The sequence below is a fragment of the Pseudomonas maumuensis genome (genome assembly GCF_019139675.1).
GTDB lineage: Bacteria > Pseudomonadota > Gammaproteobacteria > Pseudomonadales > Pseudomonadaceae > Aquipseudomonas > Aquipseudomonas maumuensis.
Genome location: NZ_CP077077.1, coordinates 3,913,005 through 3,929,241 on the forward strand (window position 1 = coordinate 3,913,005; position 16,237 = coordinate 3,929,241).

The 16,237-nt window shown below is 61.6% G+C and carries 16 protein-coding genes and 1 pseudogene; 8 read left to right on the forward strand and 9 right to left on the reverse strand.

The window, feature by feature from the left end:
- Window positions 1–23 precede the first annotated feature (23 nt).
- The 5 genes and pseudogenes from kdpC to KSS90_RS25935 all read right to left on the reverse strand — a co-directional run.
- Complete coding sequence (gene kdpC / locus KSS90_RS17440; protein WP_217866586.1) at window positions 24–581, reverse strand: potassium-transporting ATPase subunit KdpC; 558 nt, start codon at window positions 579–581, stop codon at window positions 24–26.
- 12 nt (window positions 582–593) lie between these two features.
- Window positions 594–2,648, reverse strand: a complete 2,055-nt coding sequence (gene kdpB, locus KSS90_RS17445) for a potassium-transporting ATPase subunit KdpB (RefSeq protein WP_217866587.1) — start codon at window positions 2,646–2,648, stop codon at window positions 594–596.
- A gap of 10 nt (window positions 2,649–2,658) precedes the next feature.
- Window positions 2,659–4,353: a potassium-transporting ATPase subunit KdpA gene (gene kdpA / locus KSS90_RS17450; RefSeq protein ID WP_217866588.1), complete on the reverse strand. Its 1,695-nt coding sequence runs from the start codon at window positions 4,351–4,353 to the stop codon at window positions 2,659–2,661.
- A 9-nt stretch (window positions 4,354–4,362) separates the two neighbouring features.
- Entirely contained in the window at window positions 4,363–4,452 is a 90-nt protein-coding gene (gene kdpF, locus KSS90_RS17455; RefSeq protein WP_011534724.1) for a K(+)-transporting ATPase subunit F, read from the reverse strand.
- Between the two features lie 204 nt (window positions 4,453–4,656).
- Window positions 4,657–4,801 (reverse strand): annotated as a pseudogene (locus KSS90_RS25935) (DNA polymerase V subunit UmuC); the annotation flags it as partial.
- A 338-nt stretch (window positions 4,802–5,139) separates the two neighbouring features.
- On the opposite strand from KSS90_RS25935, the gene KSS90_RS17465 reads away from it, so the two are divergent.
- The 4 genes from KSS90_RS17465 to KSS90_RS17480 all read left to right on the forward strand — a co-directional run bounded on the left by KSS90_RS17465 (window position 5,140) and on the right by KSS90_RS17480 (window position 8,469).
- Window positions 5,140–5,385: a hypothetical protein gene (locus KSS90_RS17465; RefSeq protein ID WP_217866589.1), complete on the forward strand. Its 246-nt coding sequence runs from the start codon at window positions 5,140–5,142 to the stop codon at window positions 5,383–5,385.
- Window positions 5,386–5,523: 138 nt separating this feature from the next.
- On the forward strand, window positions 5,524–5,793 hold the full coding sequence (locus KSS90_RS17470; protein ID WP_217866590.1) for a DUF3077 domain-containing protein: 270 nt from the start codon (window positions 5,524–5,526) through the stop codon (window positions 5,791–5,793).
- A 315-nt stretch (window positions 5,794–6,108) separates the two neighbouring features.
- On the forward strand, window positions 6,109–6,447 hold the full coding sequence (locus KSS90_RS17475) for a hypothetical protein (protein ID WP_217866591.1): 339 nt from the start codon (window positions 6,109–6,111) through the stop codon (window positions 6,445–6,447).
- Between the two features lie 276 nt (window positions 6,448–6,723).
- Entirely contained in the window at window positions 6,724–8,469 is a 1,746-nt protein-coding gene (locus tag KSS90_RS17480) for an AIPR family protein (RefSeq protein WP_217866592.1), read from the forward strand.
- Between the two features lie 133 nt (window positions 8,470–8,602).
- Here the strand turns inward: KSS90_RS17480 and umuC are convergent, their stop codons facing one another.
- Together umuC and KSS90_RS17490 are read right to left on the reverse strand one after the other, a co-directional pair.
- Complete coding sequence (gene umuC, locus KSS90_RS17485) at window positions 8,603–9,880, reverse strand: translesion error-prone DNA polymerase V subunit UmuC (protein WP_217866593.1); 1,278 nt, start codon at window positions 9,878–9,880, stop codon at window positions 8,603–8,605.
- Window positions 9,870–10,298: a LexA family protein gene (locus tag KSS90_RS17490; RefSeq protein ID WP_217866594.1), complete on the reverse strand. Its 429-nt coding sequence runs from the start codon at window positions 10,296–10,298 to the stop codon at window positions 9,870–9,872. The genes umuC and KSS90_RS17490 overlap by 11 nt, the downstream gene beginning before the upstream one ends.
- A 107-nt stretch (window positions 10,299–10,405) precedes the next feature.
- Here KSS90_RS17490 and KSS90_RS17495 point away from each other — a divergent pair, with 107 nt between their 5' ends.
- On the forward strand, window positions 10,406–11,107 hold the full coding sequence (locus KSS90_RS17495) for an SOS response-associated peptidase family protein (RefSeq protein WP_217869819.1): 702 nt from the start codon (window positions 10,406–10,408) through the stop codon (window positions 11,105–11,107).
- A 58-nt stretch (window positions 11,108–11,165) separates the two neighbouring features.
- Here KSS90_RS17495 and KSS90_RS17500 read toward each other — a convergent pair whose 3' ends face one another.
- Together KSS90_RS17500 and KSS90_RS25765 are read right to left on the reverse strand one after the other, a co-directional pair.
- Window positions 11,166–11,321: a hypothetical protein gene (locus KSS90_RS17500; RefSeq protein ID WP_217866595.1), complete on the reverse strand. Its 156-nt coding sequence runs from the start codon at window positions 11,319–11,321 to the stop codon at window positions 11,166–11,168.
- A 55-nt stretch (window positions 11,322–11,376) separates the two neighbouring features.
- Window positions 11,377–11,946 carry a hypothetical protein gene (locus KSS90_RS25765; protein ID WP_367616213.1) on the reverse strand — a complete coding sequence of 190 codons (570 nt, stop codon included), beginning with the start codon at window positions 11,944–11,946 and terminating at the stop codon, window positions 11,377–11,379.
- Between the two features lie 106 nt (window positions 11,947–12,052).
- On the opposite strand from KSS90_RS25765, the gene dusA reads away from it, so the two are divergent.
- The 3 genes from dusA (at window position 12,053) to KSS90_RS17520 (ending at window position 16,192) form a co-directional block, all read left to right on the forward strand.
- Window positions 12,053–13,060, forward strand: coding sequence for a tRNA dihydrouridine(20/20a) synthase DusA (gene dusA, locus KSS90_RS17510; RefSeq protein WP_217866596.1), 1,008 nt, complete (start codon window positions 12,053–12,055; stop codon window positions 13,058–13,060).
- 213 nt (window positions 13,061–13,273) lie between these two features.
- Window positions 13,274–14,194: a transaldolase gene (gene tal, locus KSS90_RS17515; RefSeq protein WP_217866597.1), complete on the forward strand. Its 921-nt coding sequence runs from the start codon at window positions 13,274–13,276 to the stop codon at window positions 14,192–14,194.
- A 144-nt stretch (window positions 14,195–14,338) separates the two neighbouring features.
- A complete protein-coding gene (locus KSS90_RS17520) occupies window positions 14,339–16,192 on the forward strand; it encodes an alkaline phosphatase D family protein (RefSeq protein ID WP_217866598.1) in 1,854 nt (617 codons plus the stop codon).
- Window positions 16,193–16,237: the final 45 nt, after the last annotated feature.

Here is a 16,237-nt window from a genome sequence, read left to right on the forward strand (position 1 = left end):
GGCCTGCTGCGCAGGCCCCGGCTTCAGTGGCTTGGAGCAAGGCGCTCAAGCGCCTGGTTCAACGCCAGCACATTGACCACCGGCGGCCCGACCAATGGCCGCAGGGTGGCCCCATTCACCAACGCTTGCAAGCGCTCCTCAGAGACCTGCCGCGCCGCCGCCACCCGCGGCAGCTGGTAGGCGATGGCCTCGGGCGGCAGGTGCGGGTCCAGCCCGCTGCCGGAGGTGGTCAACAGCGCCTGGGGCACCGGCCCCTGCTGCGCCTGGTACTGCTGGGAGGCGTCAGTCTTGACCCGTTCGGCCAGCGCCGGGTTGCTCGGCGCCAGGTTGCTCGCGCCGCTGGCCACGGTGGCATAGGCCCCCGCCGAAGGCCGCGACTGGAACCAGGCGTCGCCCTTGAACTCCTGGGCGATCAGCGCCGAGCCGCGCACCTGGCCACGGTCATCGCGCACCAGGCTACCGTTGGCCTGCTCAGGGAAGGCGACCTGGGCGATGCCGGTCACTGCCAGGGGATACAGCGCGCCGGTGACCACGGTCATCAGCAGGACCAGGCTCAAGGCCGGGCGTACATAAGCGGTCATGTCAGTCTCTCCTCAGACCAAGTGCAGCGCAGTGAGCAGCATGTCGATCAGCTTGATCCCGGCGAACGGCACGACAATGCCGCCCAGGCCGTAGATCAGCAGGTTGCGCCGCAGCAAATGGGCGGCGCTGGCGGCCTGCACCCGCACCCCGCGCAGCGCCAGGGGGATCAGCACGATGATGATCAGCGCGTTGAACACGATGGCCGAGAGGATCGCGCTCTGCGGGCTGGCCAGGTGCATCAGGTTGAGCACGCCCAACTGCGGGTAGATGGCGGCGAACAGCGCCGGCAGGATGGCGAAATACTTGGCCACGTCGTTGGCGATGGAGAAGGTGGTCAGCGCACCACGGGTGACCAGCAGCTCCTTGCCCACCTGCACCACGTCCAGCAGCTTGGTCGGGTCGCTGTCCAGGTCGACCATGTTGGCGGCCTCGCGGGCCGCCTGGGTGCCGTCGTTCATGGCCATGCCGACATCGGCCTGGGCCAGGGCCGGCGCGTCGTTGGCGCCGTCGCCGCACATGGCCACCAGGCGACCGTCGTTCTGCTCCTGGCGGATCCGCGCCAGCTTCTTCTCCGGCGTGGCCTCGGCGAGCACGTCGTCGACGCCCGCCTCGGCGGCGATGGCGGCGGCGGTCAGCGGGTTGTCGCCGGTGACCATCACGGTGCGGATGCCGAGCTTGCGCAGTTCGGCGAAGCGCTCGCGGATACCGGGCTTGACCACGTCCTTGAGGTGGATCACGCCGAGCAGGTGCTTGTCGACGCACACCAGCAGCGGGGTACCGCCGCTCTGGGCGATGCGCTCCACTTCACGGGCCAGGGCCGTGGGCAGCTCCAGGCGCTGCATGCCACAGAAGGCCAATACCGCGTCGACGGCGCCCTTGCGGTAGCGGCGCTGCTGGAAGTCGATGCCCGACAGGCGCGTCTCGGCGCTGAAGGCGATGGCTTCGTACTGGTTGCTCGCAGGTTCCGCGAAGTCGTGCAATTGGCGCAGGTACTCCACGATCGACTTGCCTTCGGCAGTGTCATCGGCCAGCGAGGCGAGCAAGGCGCCCTCCCCCAGCTCCTTGGCGGTCACCCCGGAGGCTGCGTGCAGCGCGCTGCAACGGCGGTTGCCAAAAGTGATGGTGCCGGTCTTGTCGAGCATCAGCGTGTGCACATCGCCTGCCGCTTCCACGGCGCGGCCCGAGCGGGCGATCACGTTCAGGCGCACCAGGCGGTCCATGCCGGCGATGCCAATGGCCGACAGCAGGCCGCCGATGGTGGTGGGGATCAGCGTCACCAGCAGCGCGGCGAGGAAGATCAGCGGCAGCTCGCCGCCGGCAAAACGGGCGAACGGCTGCAGGGTCACCACCACGATCAGGAAGATCAGGGTCAGGCCGATCAACAGGATGTCCAGGGCGATCTCGTTGGGCGTCTTCTGCCGCTTGGCGCCTTCGACCAGGGCGATCATGCGGTCCAGGGTCGACTCGCCAGGGTTGCTGGTGATGCGGATCAGCAGCCAGTCGGAGACCAGGCGGGTGTTGCCGGTAACGGCCGAACGGTCGCCGCCGGACTCGCGGATCACCGGCGCGGACTCGCCGGTGATGGCCGCCTCGTTGACTGCGGCAATGCCTTCGAGCACCTCGCCGTCGCCGGGGATCAGCTCACCGGCCACCACGCGCACCACGTCGTCCTTGCGCAACTGGGTGGCGGCGACGGTCTCGAACGTACCGTCGCTCTTGCGACGCTTGGCGGCCAGGCCCTGGCTGCCGGCCTTGAGGCTGTCGGCGCGGGCCTTGCCGCGGCCTTCGGCGAGGGCTTCGGCGAAGTTGGCGAACAGCACGGTGAACCATAGCCACACGGTGATCTGCACGGCCACTGAAGTGCTCACGCCACTTTCAGGGGCAAAGCAAAGCACGGTGGTCAGCATGGCGGTGAGGGCCACCACCAGCATCACCGGGGCGCGCCTGAGCTGGCGCGGGTCGAGCTTGACGAAGGCCTGCACCAGCGCCGGGCGCCACAGGGCGGCGAAACGGGTCTGGTCCTTGGCGCTATGACGCGCCTTCACTTCGGGAATGGGCATGTTCATGGTGTGTTCCTCAGAAACCCAGGCTCAGGTGTTCGGCAATCGGCCCCAGGGCCAGGGTCGGCAGGAAGGTCAGGCCACCGACCAGCAGGATGGTCACCAGCAGCAGCGTGGTGAACAGCGGGCCGTGGGTGGGGAAGCTGTTCAGGCCTTGCGGCGCGCTCTTCTTGGCCGCCAGGCTGCCGGCCAGGGCCAGCACCGGCAGGATGTAGCCGAAGCGGCCGATCAGCATGGCCAGGCCGATCATCACGTTGTGGAACGGGGTGTTGGCGCCGAAGCCGGCGAAGGCCGAACCATTGTTGGCGGTACCCGAGGTGTAGGCGTACAGCAGTTGGCTGAAGCCATGGGCGCCGGGATTGGTCACCGCGCCGGCAGGCCCAGGCAGGCTGGCGGCGATGGCGCCGAGCACCAGCACGCCCACCGGCATCACCAGCAGGGTCGCCACCAGCAGTTGCACCTCACGGGCCTGCAGCTTCTTGCCCAGGTACTCCGGAGTCCGTCCGATCATCAGGCCGGCCAGGAACACGGCGATCAGCACGAACAGCAGCATGCCGTAGAGGCCCGCGCCGACACCGCCGAAGATCACCTCGCCTAGCATCATGTTGACCATTGCCACCATGCCGGTCAGCGGGTTGAGGCTGTCGTGCATGGCGTTGACCGAACCGTTGGAGGCCGAGGTGGTGGTCACCGTCCACAGCACCGAACCTGTGGTGCCAAAGCGGCTTTCCTTGCCTTCCAGCGGCGCGCTCTGCTGCACCTGAGCGCTTTCCAGGGCTGGGTTGGGCTGGTGCTCCGACCACAGCGCGGTGCTGCCGCCGATCAGGAACAGCGCCAGCATGCAGGCGATGATCGCGCGGCTCTGGCGCAGGTCCTTCACGTAGTGGCCAAAGGTGAATACCAGGGCCACCGGGATCAGGATGATCGAGGCCACTTCGAACAGGTTGCTCCAGGCCGTGGGGTTCTCGAACGGATGCGCCGAGTTGACGCCGAAGAAGCCACCGCCGTTGGTGCCCAACTGCTTGATGGCGATCTGGCTGGCGGCCGGGCCCAGCGGGATGGTCTGGTCGGTGCCTTGCAGGGTCACGGCGTGGACATAGTCGGCAAAGGTCTGCGGCACGCCCTGCCAGACCAGCAGCAGCGCCAGCACCAGGCACAGCGGCAGCAGGCCGTAGAGGGTGGCGCGGGTCAGGTCGACCCAGAAGTTGCCCAAGGTATTGGCCGAGCGACGGGCGATACCCCGGCACAGGGCGACCAGCACGGCAAGGCCGGTGGCGGCGCTGACGAAGTTCTGCACGGTCAGGCCGATCATTTGCGTCAGGTAGCTGACCGAGGCTTCACCACTGTAGGCCTGCCAGTTGGTGTTGGTCATGAAGCTGACAGCGGTGTTGAACGCCAGCGACCATTCCTGGCCCGGCAGGTGCTGCGGGTTCAGTGGCAGCGAGCCTTGCAGCAGCAGCACGGCGAACAACAGCAGGAAGCCTGCGAGGTTGAATGCCAGCAGCGCCAGGGTGTACTGCTTCCAGCCCTGCTCCTGTTCGGCGTTCACTCCGGCCAGGCGATAGCAACCCCGCTCCACCGGGCCGAGGACGGGGGACAGCCAGGTGCGCTGGCCCTCCATGACCTTGAAGTAGAAGCGTCCGAGCCAGGGCGCCGGCAACAGCACGATGGCGAAGAACGCCAGCAGCAGCAGGTAATCGTAACTGTGCATGGTCGCCCCTTAGCCGCGATCGGCGCGCAGCAGCGCCACCAGCAGGTAAACCGCCAACGCCACCGCCAGAAGCAGTGACAGCCCGTCGAGCATGTACATGTGTGGATCTCCCCTTGGTGCGACGTGAAAGCCGCTATGGGGAAATTGTCCGAGGGAGGGGCGTAAAGGCGCGAGAGTGGGGGTATGGCCGAGGCATAAAGAAAGCGTAAAGAGTCAGTTGTTGTGGTGTCCGGCTGCCCCTTCAGCCAACACGATGGGCGCTCGATAGCGTTGCGCTGTCGATGGTCAGGTGGCCAAACAGGCACGCAAGCCGGACTTCGCGGCGTTCGCCAGGTCCATGGCCATGCGGATGCCCATCGCCTCGAGGGTGTGCCGTCATCCGCCGGCCAACGCCCCAGACCTCTTTCACCTCAGTGTTGCGCAGTACCCAGTCGCGCTTGAAGTCATCACGGCGGCGCTGGAGACGGATGAAGGTCATCAACAATCAGATTTTCGCCCTTCCTTGTAGTCCATTTCCCAAACATACTTCTGCCGCCTGTTTGCCGTTGCGGCTGCTCTGTGGGCGCTCTAGTCTCGGCCTGTCGTTGCACATCAACGACACAGCTTTGACAGGCTGTGACGGTAGAATCACGCTGGCAGTCCCAGTTGATGGTGGCTGTACGTGTGGGCACGCTTGCGTGCGCCGGAACTTTTGCGTGATTTACCGCCGGTCTGTCAACCCACGTACAGCTGCCGCCTTTCTGTTTGACAGCAGGCTGGTGGTGGCACCGTCAACGGTAAATCACCATGCTAAAGATCGTCCCCGACCCACCCCACAACAACCACTCTCTCGAAGACACCCTTATCCAGGCCACCGAGTACGCCCTGTGCGCGCAGAGCGTGGCGCATCAGGCTGTTCTGCTGCAGCCCAAGTCACCCGCCTCGATTCTGATGCTGGCTTCCATGCATGAGATGGAGGCACTGCGCGTGCTGCTGGAGTCGGCATTGATCCAGGTACAGATGCCGAACACGCAGTCGCGTCCATTGCACTAGACCACAGGTATGTGACGACTGAACTGACGTCATCGCGGGGCAAGCCCGCTTCCACGCCCATTGCGTTCCAACGTGGGAGCGGGCTTGCCCCGCGACAGCGCCAGACCAGGCAGCGGAACACTTCAGGGAGATTCAACGATGACCACAGCTACCACCCCGCCCCAGACCACCGTGGGCAAGACCAAGTTCTACCAGGGCGAAGGCCAGACCGACCCACTGTTCTGCATCGAACCCGGCATCCCTTGCCAGCATGCGCGGGATCAGGCTTCGGAATTGATGGGCTGCGTGCGTGACCTGACCATCACCGGCATCATGGAGGAAAAGCCGCAGCTGCTCTGGGCGTCGTATTACCTGAGCGCACTGGCCAAGGCATTGATGGACGATGCGGAGTTGGGGATGAGCCGCTAGGCAAAACGGCTGATCGGCCGGTGCCAAAAGCCGAGGCACCGGCTTCTCTGAGTTCGTGCCCCACACTTATGCGTTCTCCAGCCGCTAGCCCCGCCGCCCTGCGCCCCGAGCGGTCCCGCCGCTTCTCCGTGGCGCCGATGATGGATTGGAGTGATATTTCCTGAATCCCTTATAGTACTAGGCATTCAGCGGTAGTGCCTTGGTCGCGTACCAATTTTGTACCACTCATGTAACCATTGATCTTTTTCTAGCTACCAAATTCAGCGCGAATGATATCGTAGTGCCACTCACGGATCGTGATGCTAGGAGGGAGCTATGAGCCACGAAGTGGATGTCCTGCGACAGCTTATTAACAACGGCAGTCTTGACGAGCAAGAAGCCATGGTGAGGGGTATCGCTCAGCTGGCTGTGGACCAAGGTTTTGAGAACCTCTCTGATCGCCAACAGGCCGTACTTCAACCCCACCTGACTCAAGCATGTGCAGGGGTCGAAGATCCTGGTGGCTATCACAACGACTGCAACGTGATTCTTGAAGGCAGGGCACTAGCAGTAGCACTGGAACAGGAAGGGTACTACGGGGCAGTTCTTTGCGAGGATTGTGTCAACGAGACCGAGCAATACGCACAAGAGTGGGAACGCATTAAACGCGAATAGTCCTATGCACACCCCGATTGTGCTGCAGCATTGATGTAAAAAACGCGCAACCCCTATGACTAAAGGGCTTGGGCGTTTTTTATGCCTGCCGAATGAACGCCTGCAGGGCGTGGGCTGGCATGGAATGGCGCTCGGCTTGCCCCATTTTTGACCCGCTCCAGTGCTCTATCTAGGCTCGACGACACGTGCCGCTCTCAAAAAAATCTTCCCTAGGGTGCTTTACCTATGCGTCTCGTGCCAGAATAGCAAATTGCCACCAGGACCACGGATTGACCTATGCACATTATAATTGAAAATCACATCGAAGGACTCCAAAAGGACTTCCAATTCCCTAAAAAAACCCCAGAGTCTAAACTGTTCGAGTACTTTTCAAACTACTGTATAACCTCCAAGCATTACCTGGGACGATTCAATCCAAAAGATATTACAACTGACGAAGACGATGCATCTATCGACGGGATCTCGATAATAATTGATGGCGACCTAATAACCACCGTAGACGACGCCACCAATATTTTTGCAAAACACAAAAACAATTTGAGCGCCGATATAATTTTCACGCAATGCAAGAGCGGTGAAGCGTTCAAAAAAGCCGAGATCAATAATTTTAGCGTCGGAGTAGAAGACTTCCTCAGCTTGAAGCCTCAATACCCTCAAGGCAAACTCAACGCCATTTCATTGAAAATATTTAATATAATTCTTAAGAATTTAAAAAAAGTAAAAAATCGCCTGCCAAATTTCCACGCCTACTATTGCACGAGTGGGAACTACAAAGCAGCAAAAGAAATTTCAGCGTCATTCAGGGCGCTAAAAAGCAAAGTCGAAGGTACAGAACTATTTCATGAAGTACATATTACCCCTATGGGGCGCGCGGAACTACTGAAGCTTTACGCAACTGCTACCGAAACCAATGAAGCGACGTTAAAGCTCATCGATTACTTCGGAATGCCAAAAATTGCTCACATCCCGCAATCTTATATTGGAATTGCCAATGCTTTGGACTTTGTGAGAAATGTGATTTCTGACAGCGAAGGCAACCTCAATCATCGAGTTTTTGATGAGAACGTTCGCTCATTCCTCGGGGCCAACAACAGTGTTAATGGAAAAATTCAAGCAACGCTAAAAGACGCCACTAAGAAAGATCTATTCTCGGTGCTTAACAACGGCATTACCATTGTAGCTCCCGAGCTAACACTTACACCAAACACAAAAGAAATAAATTTAACTAATTATCAGATCATCAACGGCTGCCAAACGAGCAATACACTTTTCTTGAACAAGCACTTGCTTGACCCCTCCGTGAATCTGGTAATTAAGTTTATAGAGTCCGCAAACAGCGATGTATCTGACGATATAATCGCAGCAACCAACAACCAGACCGAAGTACAAACCGAGTCATTCCATGGTCTCAAAAACAAAGCAAAGCTTGTCCAAAAGTACTTTGATGCCAAAAACACTAAAAACCCGTCTGACAGTAAAATTTACTTCGAGCGAAGAGAAAAAGAATACGGATCTTCCGGCTTTCAAAATACTAGGATTTTTGATGTCCGCGAGCTAGCACGCGCTTATGCCGCAATGTTCTTGAACCAACCTCACAATTCCGCACGTTATGTAAAAGAAATTTTTTCATCAAGCGGCGAGGACTTGTTTTGCGACACCGACCATGAATCACTCTACTACGCATCAGCCCTAGCCCTTTACAAGTACAACACACTTGTAAATGGTCGAAAAAATGGCGCGCACAACTTCATAAAATTACGCTGGCATGTTATCCAAGTGTACAAATGGGTTGTACACGGCAAAACTGAAATGCCCTCCCCGTCCTCAAATGCGGCGGAGGCATATGCTAACAAAATAATAGCATCACTTTTATCTGAAGACCGAGCCTACATGGAAAAATTCATTGTCTGCCAAGATATCATTAAAGAGGCAGGGAAGCCCTCAGCCGACGCCTTGAAAAGAGGAAAATTTACCGCTGACCTTCTCCAAAAAGCCAATGAATATTTTGCACGAAAAAAATAACTAGCAACTTTTACTTTGGTCGATTTGATCACAGCATCCCTGCCCCCAGTCGTTGGGGCGGGGCATTAAATATACAGTTCCACACACTTGAGTTGCTCATAGGATGTGGAGTCTATAGCCGCCATTATCGCCGCTATCTCGCATACACCTTCCACAGTTGGTCAAACCGCGTCGTGTAGGATTGACTCATCAGGTCCCGTCGCATGCCCCAATCCGGGCTGTTGGGTACGCTACCAGCCCGCACCATTCCCCTACCATACCGATCGTTGATTTCATCCAGCACTGACATCAAACGATCACATGCCACAGGTTGTGAGACCGCAAACAAGTCGTCGGTAAACTCGCCATGCTGACGCAGATCCATCAGCAGAACCTCGGCCTTGCTATAGCGGAAGCCCGATCGGTAGACCTGCCCCACCGCTTCGGTGGCGGCCCTGGTGAGCAGCAGTGTGTCATTGGTTGGGTATGGCAACTCGACCATGGCGCCCTTGGCATACTTGGCTTCGTCCGGATTGAACATCCCAGTACGGATGCTGACCCGCATGCGCTTGCATACCGATCCCTGAGCGCGCAGCTTCTCCGCCGCTCGCGCCGTGTAGGTGGCCACCGCCTGCTTGATCGGTGCCAGCTCCGTCAGCCGCTTGCCAAACATCCGACTGCAGCAGATCTCCTGCTTCGGCGGGTCCGCCTCATCCAACTCGAGGCAGGGCGTGCCGGCGAGCTCGCGCGCGGTCTTCTCCACCACCACGCTGAATTTGTCGCGCAGCATCCGCGGGTCTGCTTTCGCCAGGTCCATGGCCGTGCGGAAGCCCATGGCTTCGAGGTGCGCCGTCATTCGCCGGCCGATGCCCCACACCTCTTTCACCTCGGTGTTGCGCAGCACCCAATCGCGCTTAAAGTCATCGGTGATATCGACCACCCCACCCGTATGCGCCTGCAGGCGCTTAGCCGTGTGATTGGCGAGCTTTGCCAGGGTCTTGGTACGGGCGATCCCCACACCCACAGGGATGCCGGTACAGCGCAGCACCTTGGCACGCACCTCCCGGCCGAACTGGGTCAGGCTCCCCTGCACGCCAGTCAGGTCAGCGAAGCATTCATCGATCGAATAGACCTCTGCCGCCGGCACCATCGACTCGATCAGCGACATGACCCGCTCGCTCATGTCGCCATACAGCGCATAGTTGGACGAGAACGCCACGATGCCATGCTGCCGCAGCTTCTCCTTGGCCTGGAAATAGGGCTCGCCCATCTTCACGTAGGGCTTAGCGTCGTATGACCGGGCGATCACACAGCCGTCGTTGTTGCTCAGCACCACGATGGGCGTCTTGGCCAGATCCGGGCGAAACACACGCTCGCAGCTCGCATAGAACGAGTTGCAGTCGATCAGCGCGAACACCTGGTCACTGGGCATGATCGCGCACGCTGTAGCGAACCACACCCCAGATGACCAGGTCGTCGCCTTCCATGACATGCCGCGGCGGGTAGGCGGGGTTCTCCGACTGCAAGACCAGCACGCCGTCGCGCCGATACAGGCGCTTGCAGACGGGCTCGGCGTTGATCGCGGCGATCACGATGTCGCCGTGCTCGGCCTCCTTGCTGCGGTCTACGATGAGAAGATCGCCCGAGAAGATCCCGGCGCCCTGCATGCTGTCGCCCTCCACCTGCACCAGGTACACGTGCGGAGCACGCAGGTCGAACAGCTCATCGAGGGAGATATGCCGCTCCAAGTGATCCGCCGCCGGCGAAGGGAATCCGGCCGGCACACGGAACGAATACACCGGCAGCAGCGCGGGGCCGCCCGTCGGCGCGCCCAGGAAGGTGATGCTCATGGCAGATCAACTCAAATGAATAGCTGTATATTCATACAGTAAACTGTCAGACCGTTCCTACGTCAATGCGCGGACGCGAGGCAGCCGACAAACGAGCGAGGTGTGGTATGTGCGGGAGGTATTCGATCTACGAGAGCATGGACGACTACCTGCGGCAGTTGGCTCTCGATCTGGAGGTCATCAACGGGTACGACCATGAGCGGATCAACCGGTACAACGTGGCGCCCTCTACCCGTGTAGAGCTGATAAGGCCAGCACCTGGAGGGTTGAGCGTCGATCGAGTGAAGTGGGGATGGTCGCCATTCTGGGCGAAGGGGAAGCGGCCCGACCCGATCAATGCGCGGGCCGAGACGGTGATGACGGGGAAGTTCTTCAAATCGCTTTGGCCGAATGGCCGAGCCTTGGCGCCGGCCAATGGCTGGTTCGAGTGGATACCCGATCCTGCGGAGCCGAAGCGCAAGCAACCCTACTACATCCAGGCTGCGGACGAGGCCCCGCTGTTCTTCGCGGCGCTGGCTGAAGTCCACCCAGGCATCGAGCCAGACGAGCGCGACGGTTTCGTGATCATCACAGCGGCAGCTGACCAAGGTCTCGTCGACATCCACGACCGTAAGCCGTTGGTCCTCAGCCCTGCGTTGGCGCGCGAATGGATCGACCCTGCCACCTCGGAGGAACGCGCCGCCGAAATCGTCCAGGCGGGTTGCCGCCCGGCACGCGACTTCAAGTGGCACCCCGTGGACAAGCAGGTGGGCAACGTACGAAACGAAGGCGAGGCATTGATCCACAGCGTGGGGCCGAAAACGCAGTGAGTGTGCCGGATGAAGATCAAAAGCCCAGCACAAAGCTGGGCTCGGCCTGACAACCCGCTCACTCAGGCATACGCGTCGGGTCATCCGGATTGCGCTGCTGCCCCATGCCGTCGCCTTCCTCTTCCTCTTCCATGAGCGGATCGTCTTCCACTGGATCAAGCGTCGTGGGATCGTCTGGGTTGGTGCCGCCCTGCTCTCTCGGATCGGTGCTCATCGCTGCATACCTCGGAAGGAATTGCTGGATACCACACCTGATTTGAGAAAGAGGCTCACGGGCTCGTTCGATTTTCCGTCGCGCCGCCGGTCGCCTTGGCATTGGGCCCCAGCGTCGCGTGTGATGCTCCGAGATCGCGTGCCAAGGCGACGCCCCAGAGCATCGCGGTGGTCATGGATTGACCGGGCCTCGCCTTGTGCGCTTCCTCATGGAGGCAAGCGCCGTCCGGCCCATAAACACCGATGAACATTTGAGTGGCACCCACACGGGAAAGTCGGACCTGAACATCAATGGTCAACCCGGACTCGAGCACTTCGGTATGTGTACGACTGTGCAGCTGGGCATCCGCCCAATCCCAGTAGGTCTGGCCTCTCGATCTCATCGCGTCCTCCGTCAGCAGGAGATCTAAGTAAGGCACAGATAGCGAAGCGGCTCTATGCCGGCTATCCAGTTGTTGGGAAAACCTGACACATTCGACGAATTCACTCCGCAAAAACCCGCATGGCCTGCTGAAGCTCATTGATCGTGGCGCCAACGTGCGCTTCATCGATCCACTTCCATCGAGCACCGGTAAGCAGCCCTCCAATGGCATGAAGGCACCGGCCAGCACCTGATCGCCGATCAAACCGGACGAATCCCGCCATGCTTGGTAAACTGGCAGCCATTCATACTTAATATTGCCTGCCAGCGCACCCCGCCGCCTGGCTTCGCTGAGTTCGTGCCCCTCACTTATGCATTCTCAAGCCGCTACCTCCACTGCACCGCGCCCCGAGCCATCCCGCCGCTTCTCCGTGGCACCGATGATGGACTGGACAGACCGCCACTGTCGCTTCTTCCTGCGCCTGCTCTCCCAGCACGCCCTGCTCTACACCGAAATGGTCACCACCGGGGCCCTGCTGCACAACGACGCCCAGCGTTTCCTGCGCCATGACGACTCCGAGCACCCGCTGGCCCTGCAACTGGGCGGCAGCGTGCCGGCGGACCTGGCCGCCTGCGCGCGCCTGGCCGAGGACGCCGGCTACGACGAGGTCAACCTCAACGTCGGCTGCCCCAGCGACCGGGTGCAGAACAACATGATCGGCGCCTGCCTGATGGGCCACCCGGCGCTGGTGGCCGATTGCGTCAAGGCCATGCAGGACGCGGTCAGCATTCCGGTCACGGTCAAGCACCGCATTGGCATCAATGGCCGCGACAGCTACGCCGAGCTGTGCGACTTCGTCGGCCAGGTGCGCGACGCCGGGTGCCGCAGCTTCACCGTGCATGCGCGCATCGCCATCCTCGAAGGCCTGTCGCCCAAGGAAAACCGCGAAATCCCGCCGCTGCGCTATGACGTGGCGGCGCAACTGAAGGCCGACTTCCCGGACCTGGAGCTGGTGCTCAATGGCGGCATCAAGACCCTCGACGAATGCCGCACCCACCTGCAGACCTTCGATGGCGTGATGCTGGGACGCGAGGCGTACCACAACCCGTACCTGCTGGCCGAGGTCGACCAGCAACTGTTCGGCAGCACGGCACCGGTGGTCAGCCGGGCCGAGGCCATTGAAAAGCTGCGCCCGTACATCGTCGCGCATATGCAAAGCGGCGGTGCGATGCACCATATCACCCGGCATATCCTCGGGCTGGGCCAGGGCTTCCCGGGGGCGCGGCGCTTCCGCCAGTTGCTGTCGGCGGACATTCACAAGGCCAGCGAGCCGCTGAAGGTGCTGGACCAGGCCGCCGAGCTGCTGCAAGGGCGCTGAGGGAACCTGCGGCGGGGTTGGCACTCGAAGGCAATGCCTTTTGCTGCAGGCCCGGCATGAGCCGGGGCTGCTTTGCAACCCGACGCGGGCAAGCGCGCGCCTACAGAAGGATCGCGTTGCCTGCGAAGGCTTTCCCCATATGCCTGCGACGGACCTTGAGTGGCTGTCGGGGCTCGGGTAATGTCGAGCCATTGCACAGGACAGAGCACGCCCATGACCTCCAAGCTGGAACAACTCAAGCAGTTCACCACCGTGGTCGCCGACACCGGCGACCTGGACGCCATCACCCGCCTCAAGCCGGTCGACGCCACCACCAACCCGTCGCTGCTGCTCAAGGCCGCGGCCATCCCGGGCTATGCCGACCTGCTCAAGCAGGTCAAGGCCGACGCCAAGGGCAATGTCGACCTGGCCTGCGACAAGTTCGCCGTGTCGGTGGGCTCGGGCATTCTCAAGGTCATTCCGGGGCGCATCTCCACCGAGGTGGACGCGCGGCTGTCGTTCGACGAGCCGGCGCTGCTGAAAAAAGCCCGTCAGCTGATCGAACTGTACGAAGCGGCCGGTGTGCCGAAAGACCGCGTGCTGATCAAGCTGGCTTCCACCTGGGAAGGCATCCGCGCCGCCGAGAAGCTGGAGAAGGAAGGCATCCAGACCAACCTCACCTTGCTGTTCTCCTTCGCCCAGGCCCAGGCCTGCGCCGATGCCGGGGTGTTCCTGATCTCGCCGTTCGTGGGGCGCATCTACGACTGGTACAAGAAGAGCACCGGCAAGGAATACGTCGGCGCCGAGGATCCGGGTGTGGTATCGGTCACGCGCATCTACGACTACTACAAGACCAATGGCTACGACACCGTGGTCATGGGCGCGAGCTTCCGCAATATCGGCCAGATCGAACAGCTGGCCGGCTGCGATCGCCTGACCATCAGCCCTGAGCTGCTGCAGCAGCTGTCGGACGACCAAGGCGATCTGCCGCGCATCCTCAAGCCGGGCAATGCCGGCGAGGCCAAGCAGCAGTTGAATGAGAGCCAGTTCCGCTGGGCAATGAACGAGGACGCCATGGCCACCGAGAAGCTGGCCGAAGGCATCCGCCAGTTCGCCCGCGACCAGGAGAAGCTGGAAGCGCTGATGGCTGGCTGACAAAGCCTGATACATTTTCGGCTTGATCGACGGGCGGTTAATGCAGAGCATTTCCGCCCGTTTTCGTTGGGGCCGCATTCCCCATAACCTGTGGGAGCGGGCTTGCCCCGCGATAGCGTCATAGCAGACAAAGCCGAGCCTTAGATGATCCCCAGCACCACCCTCCCCCTCGTCCTTGCCGGCCCGGTACTGCGCCGCCTGGAGCCGCAACGCCTGGCGATCTGGCTGGTCGGTTCGCAACCGCTGCAAGCCGAATTTGTCCTGGAACAGGCCGGCATCAGCGCCACTGCGCATTGCGAGGTGATCGCGGTCGGTACGCACGCCTTCATCCACCTGCTGGATATCCACTTCGAGCAGCCGCTACCCAGCGACGTGGCGCTCGAATACGACCTGCGCCTGGCCAACGGCCAGGGCATCGCCGACTGGGCCCCGCACCTGCTCTATCCCGGCGCCAGCCGCCCCAGCTTCGTGCTGCGCGAACGCCTCGACCAGGTGCTCCACGGTTCGTGCCGCAAGCCCCATCATCCGGCTGCCGACGGCCTGCTGTGCGCCGACCGCTTGCTGGCCGCCGGCCCGCGCCCCGAGGAGCGCCCCGCCGTGTTGCTGATGAGTGGCGACCAGGTCTATGCCGACGATGTCGCCGGCCCCATGCTGCGCGCCATTCACGGGTTGATCGAGCGCCTGGGCCTGTTCGACGAGGCATTGGACGGTGCCCTGGTCGACAGCGGCGCCGCGCTCTACCAGCACCCGGCCTGCTATTACCACCGCGCCGACCTGCTGCCGGCCCAGGAAGGCAACGAGACCCTGCGTGAGCGCTTCTTCGGCGGCAAGCGCAAGCCGATCTTTTCCTCCAGCAACGCCGACAACCACCTGGTGACCTTCGCCGAAGTCATGGCCATGTACCTGTTGGTCTGGTCGCCGCTGCCCTGGTCGCTGGTGGGCATGCAGATGCCATCCGGCCTCACCGACAAGCGCCAGGCCCGCTACCGCCACGAACTGCCGCTGATCGAGGCCTTCCGCGACAGCCTCGGCCAGGTGGCGCGGGTCATGGCCCACCTGCCCTGCCTGATGATCTTCGACGACCACGACATCACCGACGACTGGAACCTGTCGGCGCAGTGGGAACAGACCGCCTACGGCCATCCGTTCTCGCGGCGGATCATCGGCAACGCGCTGCTCGGCTACCTGCTGTGCCAGGGCTGGGGCAACGACCCGGACGGCTGCGCGGCGCTGGTCCGGCAATGCCGCCAGTTGCACGAGGCGCGGGATGAACTGATCGGTGAACTGCTGCGCTTCCAGGGCTGGCAATATGCGCTGCCGAGCAACCCGCCGCTGCTGGTGCTGGACACCCGCACCCGGCGCTGGCGCAGCGAAAGCAACCTGGCCAAGCCTTCGGGCCTGCTCGACTGGGAGGCGCTGAGTGAACTGCAGCAGGCGCTGCTCGATCACCCCTCGGCGATCATCGTGTCGCCGGCGCCGATCTTCGGGGTCAAGCTGATCGAGACCGTGCAACGGGTGTTCAGCGCCCTGGGCTACCCGTTGCTGGTCGATGCCGAGAACTGGATGGCGCACCGCGGCGCGGCGCAGGTGGTGCTCAATATCTTCCGCCACTCGCGCACGCCGGGGCATTACGTGGTGCTGTCGGGCGACGTGCACTACTCATTCGTCTACGAAGTACTGATCCGCCATCGCCAGCGCAGCCCGCACTTGTGGCAGGTGACCAGCAGCGGGATCAAGAACGAGTTCCCCCGGCGCCTGCTGGATGTGCTCGACCGGCTCAACCGCTGGCTGTACTCGCCGCGCTCGCCGCTCAACTGGTTCACCAAGCGTCGGCAGATGGAAGTGGTGCCGCGCACGCCCAGCCGGAGCAAGGCCGGCGAGCGGCTGTGGAACAGCGCGGGGCTGGGGCAGGTGTTCTTCGATGACCAGGGGCGGCCGGCGCGGGTGTATCAGTTGAATGCCGATGGCTCGCCAGCTACGGCGTTCATCAAGGACTGAAGCCATCGCGGGGCAAGTCGCATCGGCGCACCGCCGCTCGCACAA

Excerpts from the sequence above, each read along its gene's own strand:
- KSS90_RS17480 (WP_217866592.1), top strand. The coding sequence starts at position 6,724 with ATGCACATTATAATTGAAAATCACATCGAAGGACTCCAAAAGGACTTC.
- KSS90_RS17520 (WP_217866598.1), top strand. The coding sequence starts at position 14,339 with ATGATCCCCAGCACCACCCTCCCCCTCGTCCTTGCCGGCCCGGTACTG.
- KSS90_RS17500 (WP_217866595.1), bottom strand. The coding sequence starts at position 11,321 with ATGAGCACCGATCCGAGAGAGCAGGGCGGCACCAACCCAGACGATCCC.
- umuC (WP_217866593.1), bottom strand. The coding sequence starts at position 9,880 with ATGCCCAGTGACCAGGTGTTCGCGCTGATCGACTGCAACTCGTTCTAT.
- tal (WP_217866597.1), top strand. The coding sequence starts at position 13,274 with ATGACCTCCAAGCTGGAACAACTCAAGCAGTTCACCACCGTGGTCGCC.
- kdpB (WP_217866587.1), bottom strand. The coding sequence starts at position 2,648 with ATGAACATGCCCATTCCCGAAGTGAAGGCGCGTCATAGCGCCAAGGAC.
- kdpA (WP_217866588.1), bottom strand. The coding sequence starts at position 4,353 with ATGCACAGTTACGATTACCTGCTGCTGCTGGCGTTCTTCGCCATCGTG.
- kdpF (WP_011534724.1), bottom strand. The coding sequence starts at position 4,452 with ATGTACATGCTCGACGGGCTGTCACTGCTTCTGGCGGTGGCGTTGGCG.
- KSS90_RS17495 (WP_217869819.1), top strand. The coding sequence starts at position 10,406 with ATGTGCGGGAGGTATTCGATCTACGAGAGCATGGACGACTACCTGCGG.
- KSS90_RS17465 (WP_217866589.1), top strand. The coding sequence starts at position 5,140 with ATGCTAAAGATCGTCCCCGACCCACCCCACAACAACCACTCTCTCGAA.
- KSS90_RS17475 (WP_217866591.1), top strand. The coding sequence starts at position 6,109 with ATGAGCCACGAAGTGGATGTCCTGCGACAGCTTATTAACAACGGCAGT.
- dusA (WP_217866596.1), top strand. The coding sequence starts at position 12,053 with ATGCATTCTCAAGCCGCTACCTCCACTGCACCGCGCCCCGAGCCATCC.
- KSS90_RS17470 (WP_217866590.1), top strand. The coding sequence starts at position 5,524 with ATGACCACAGCTACCACCCCGCCCCAGACCACCGTGGGCAAGACCAAG.
- kdpC (WP_217866586.1), bottom strand. The coding sequence starts at position 581 with ATGACCGCTTATGTACGCCCGGCCTTGAGCCTGGTCCTGCTGATGACC.
- KSS90_RS17490 (WP_217866594.1), bottom strand. The coding sequence starts at position 10,298 with ATGAGCATCACCTTCCTGGGCGCGCCGACGGGCGGCCCCGCGCTGCTG.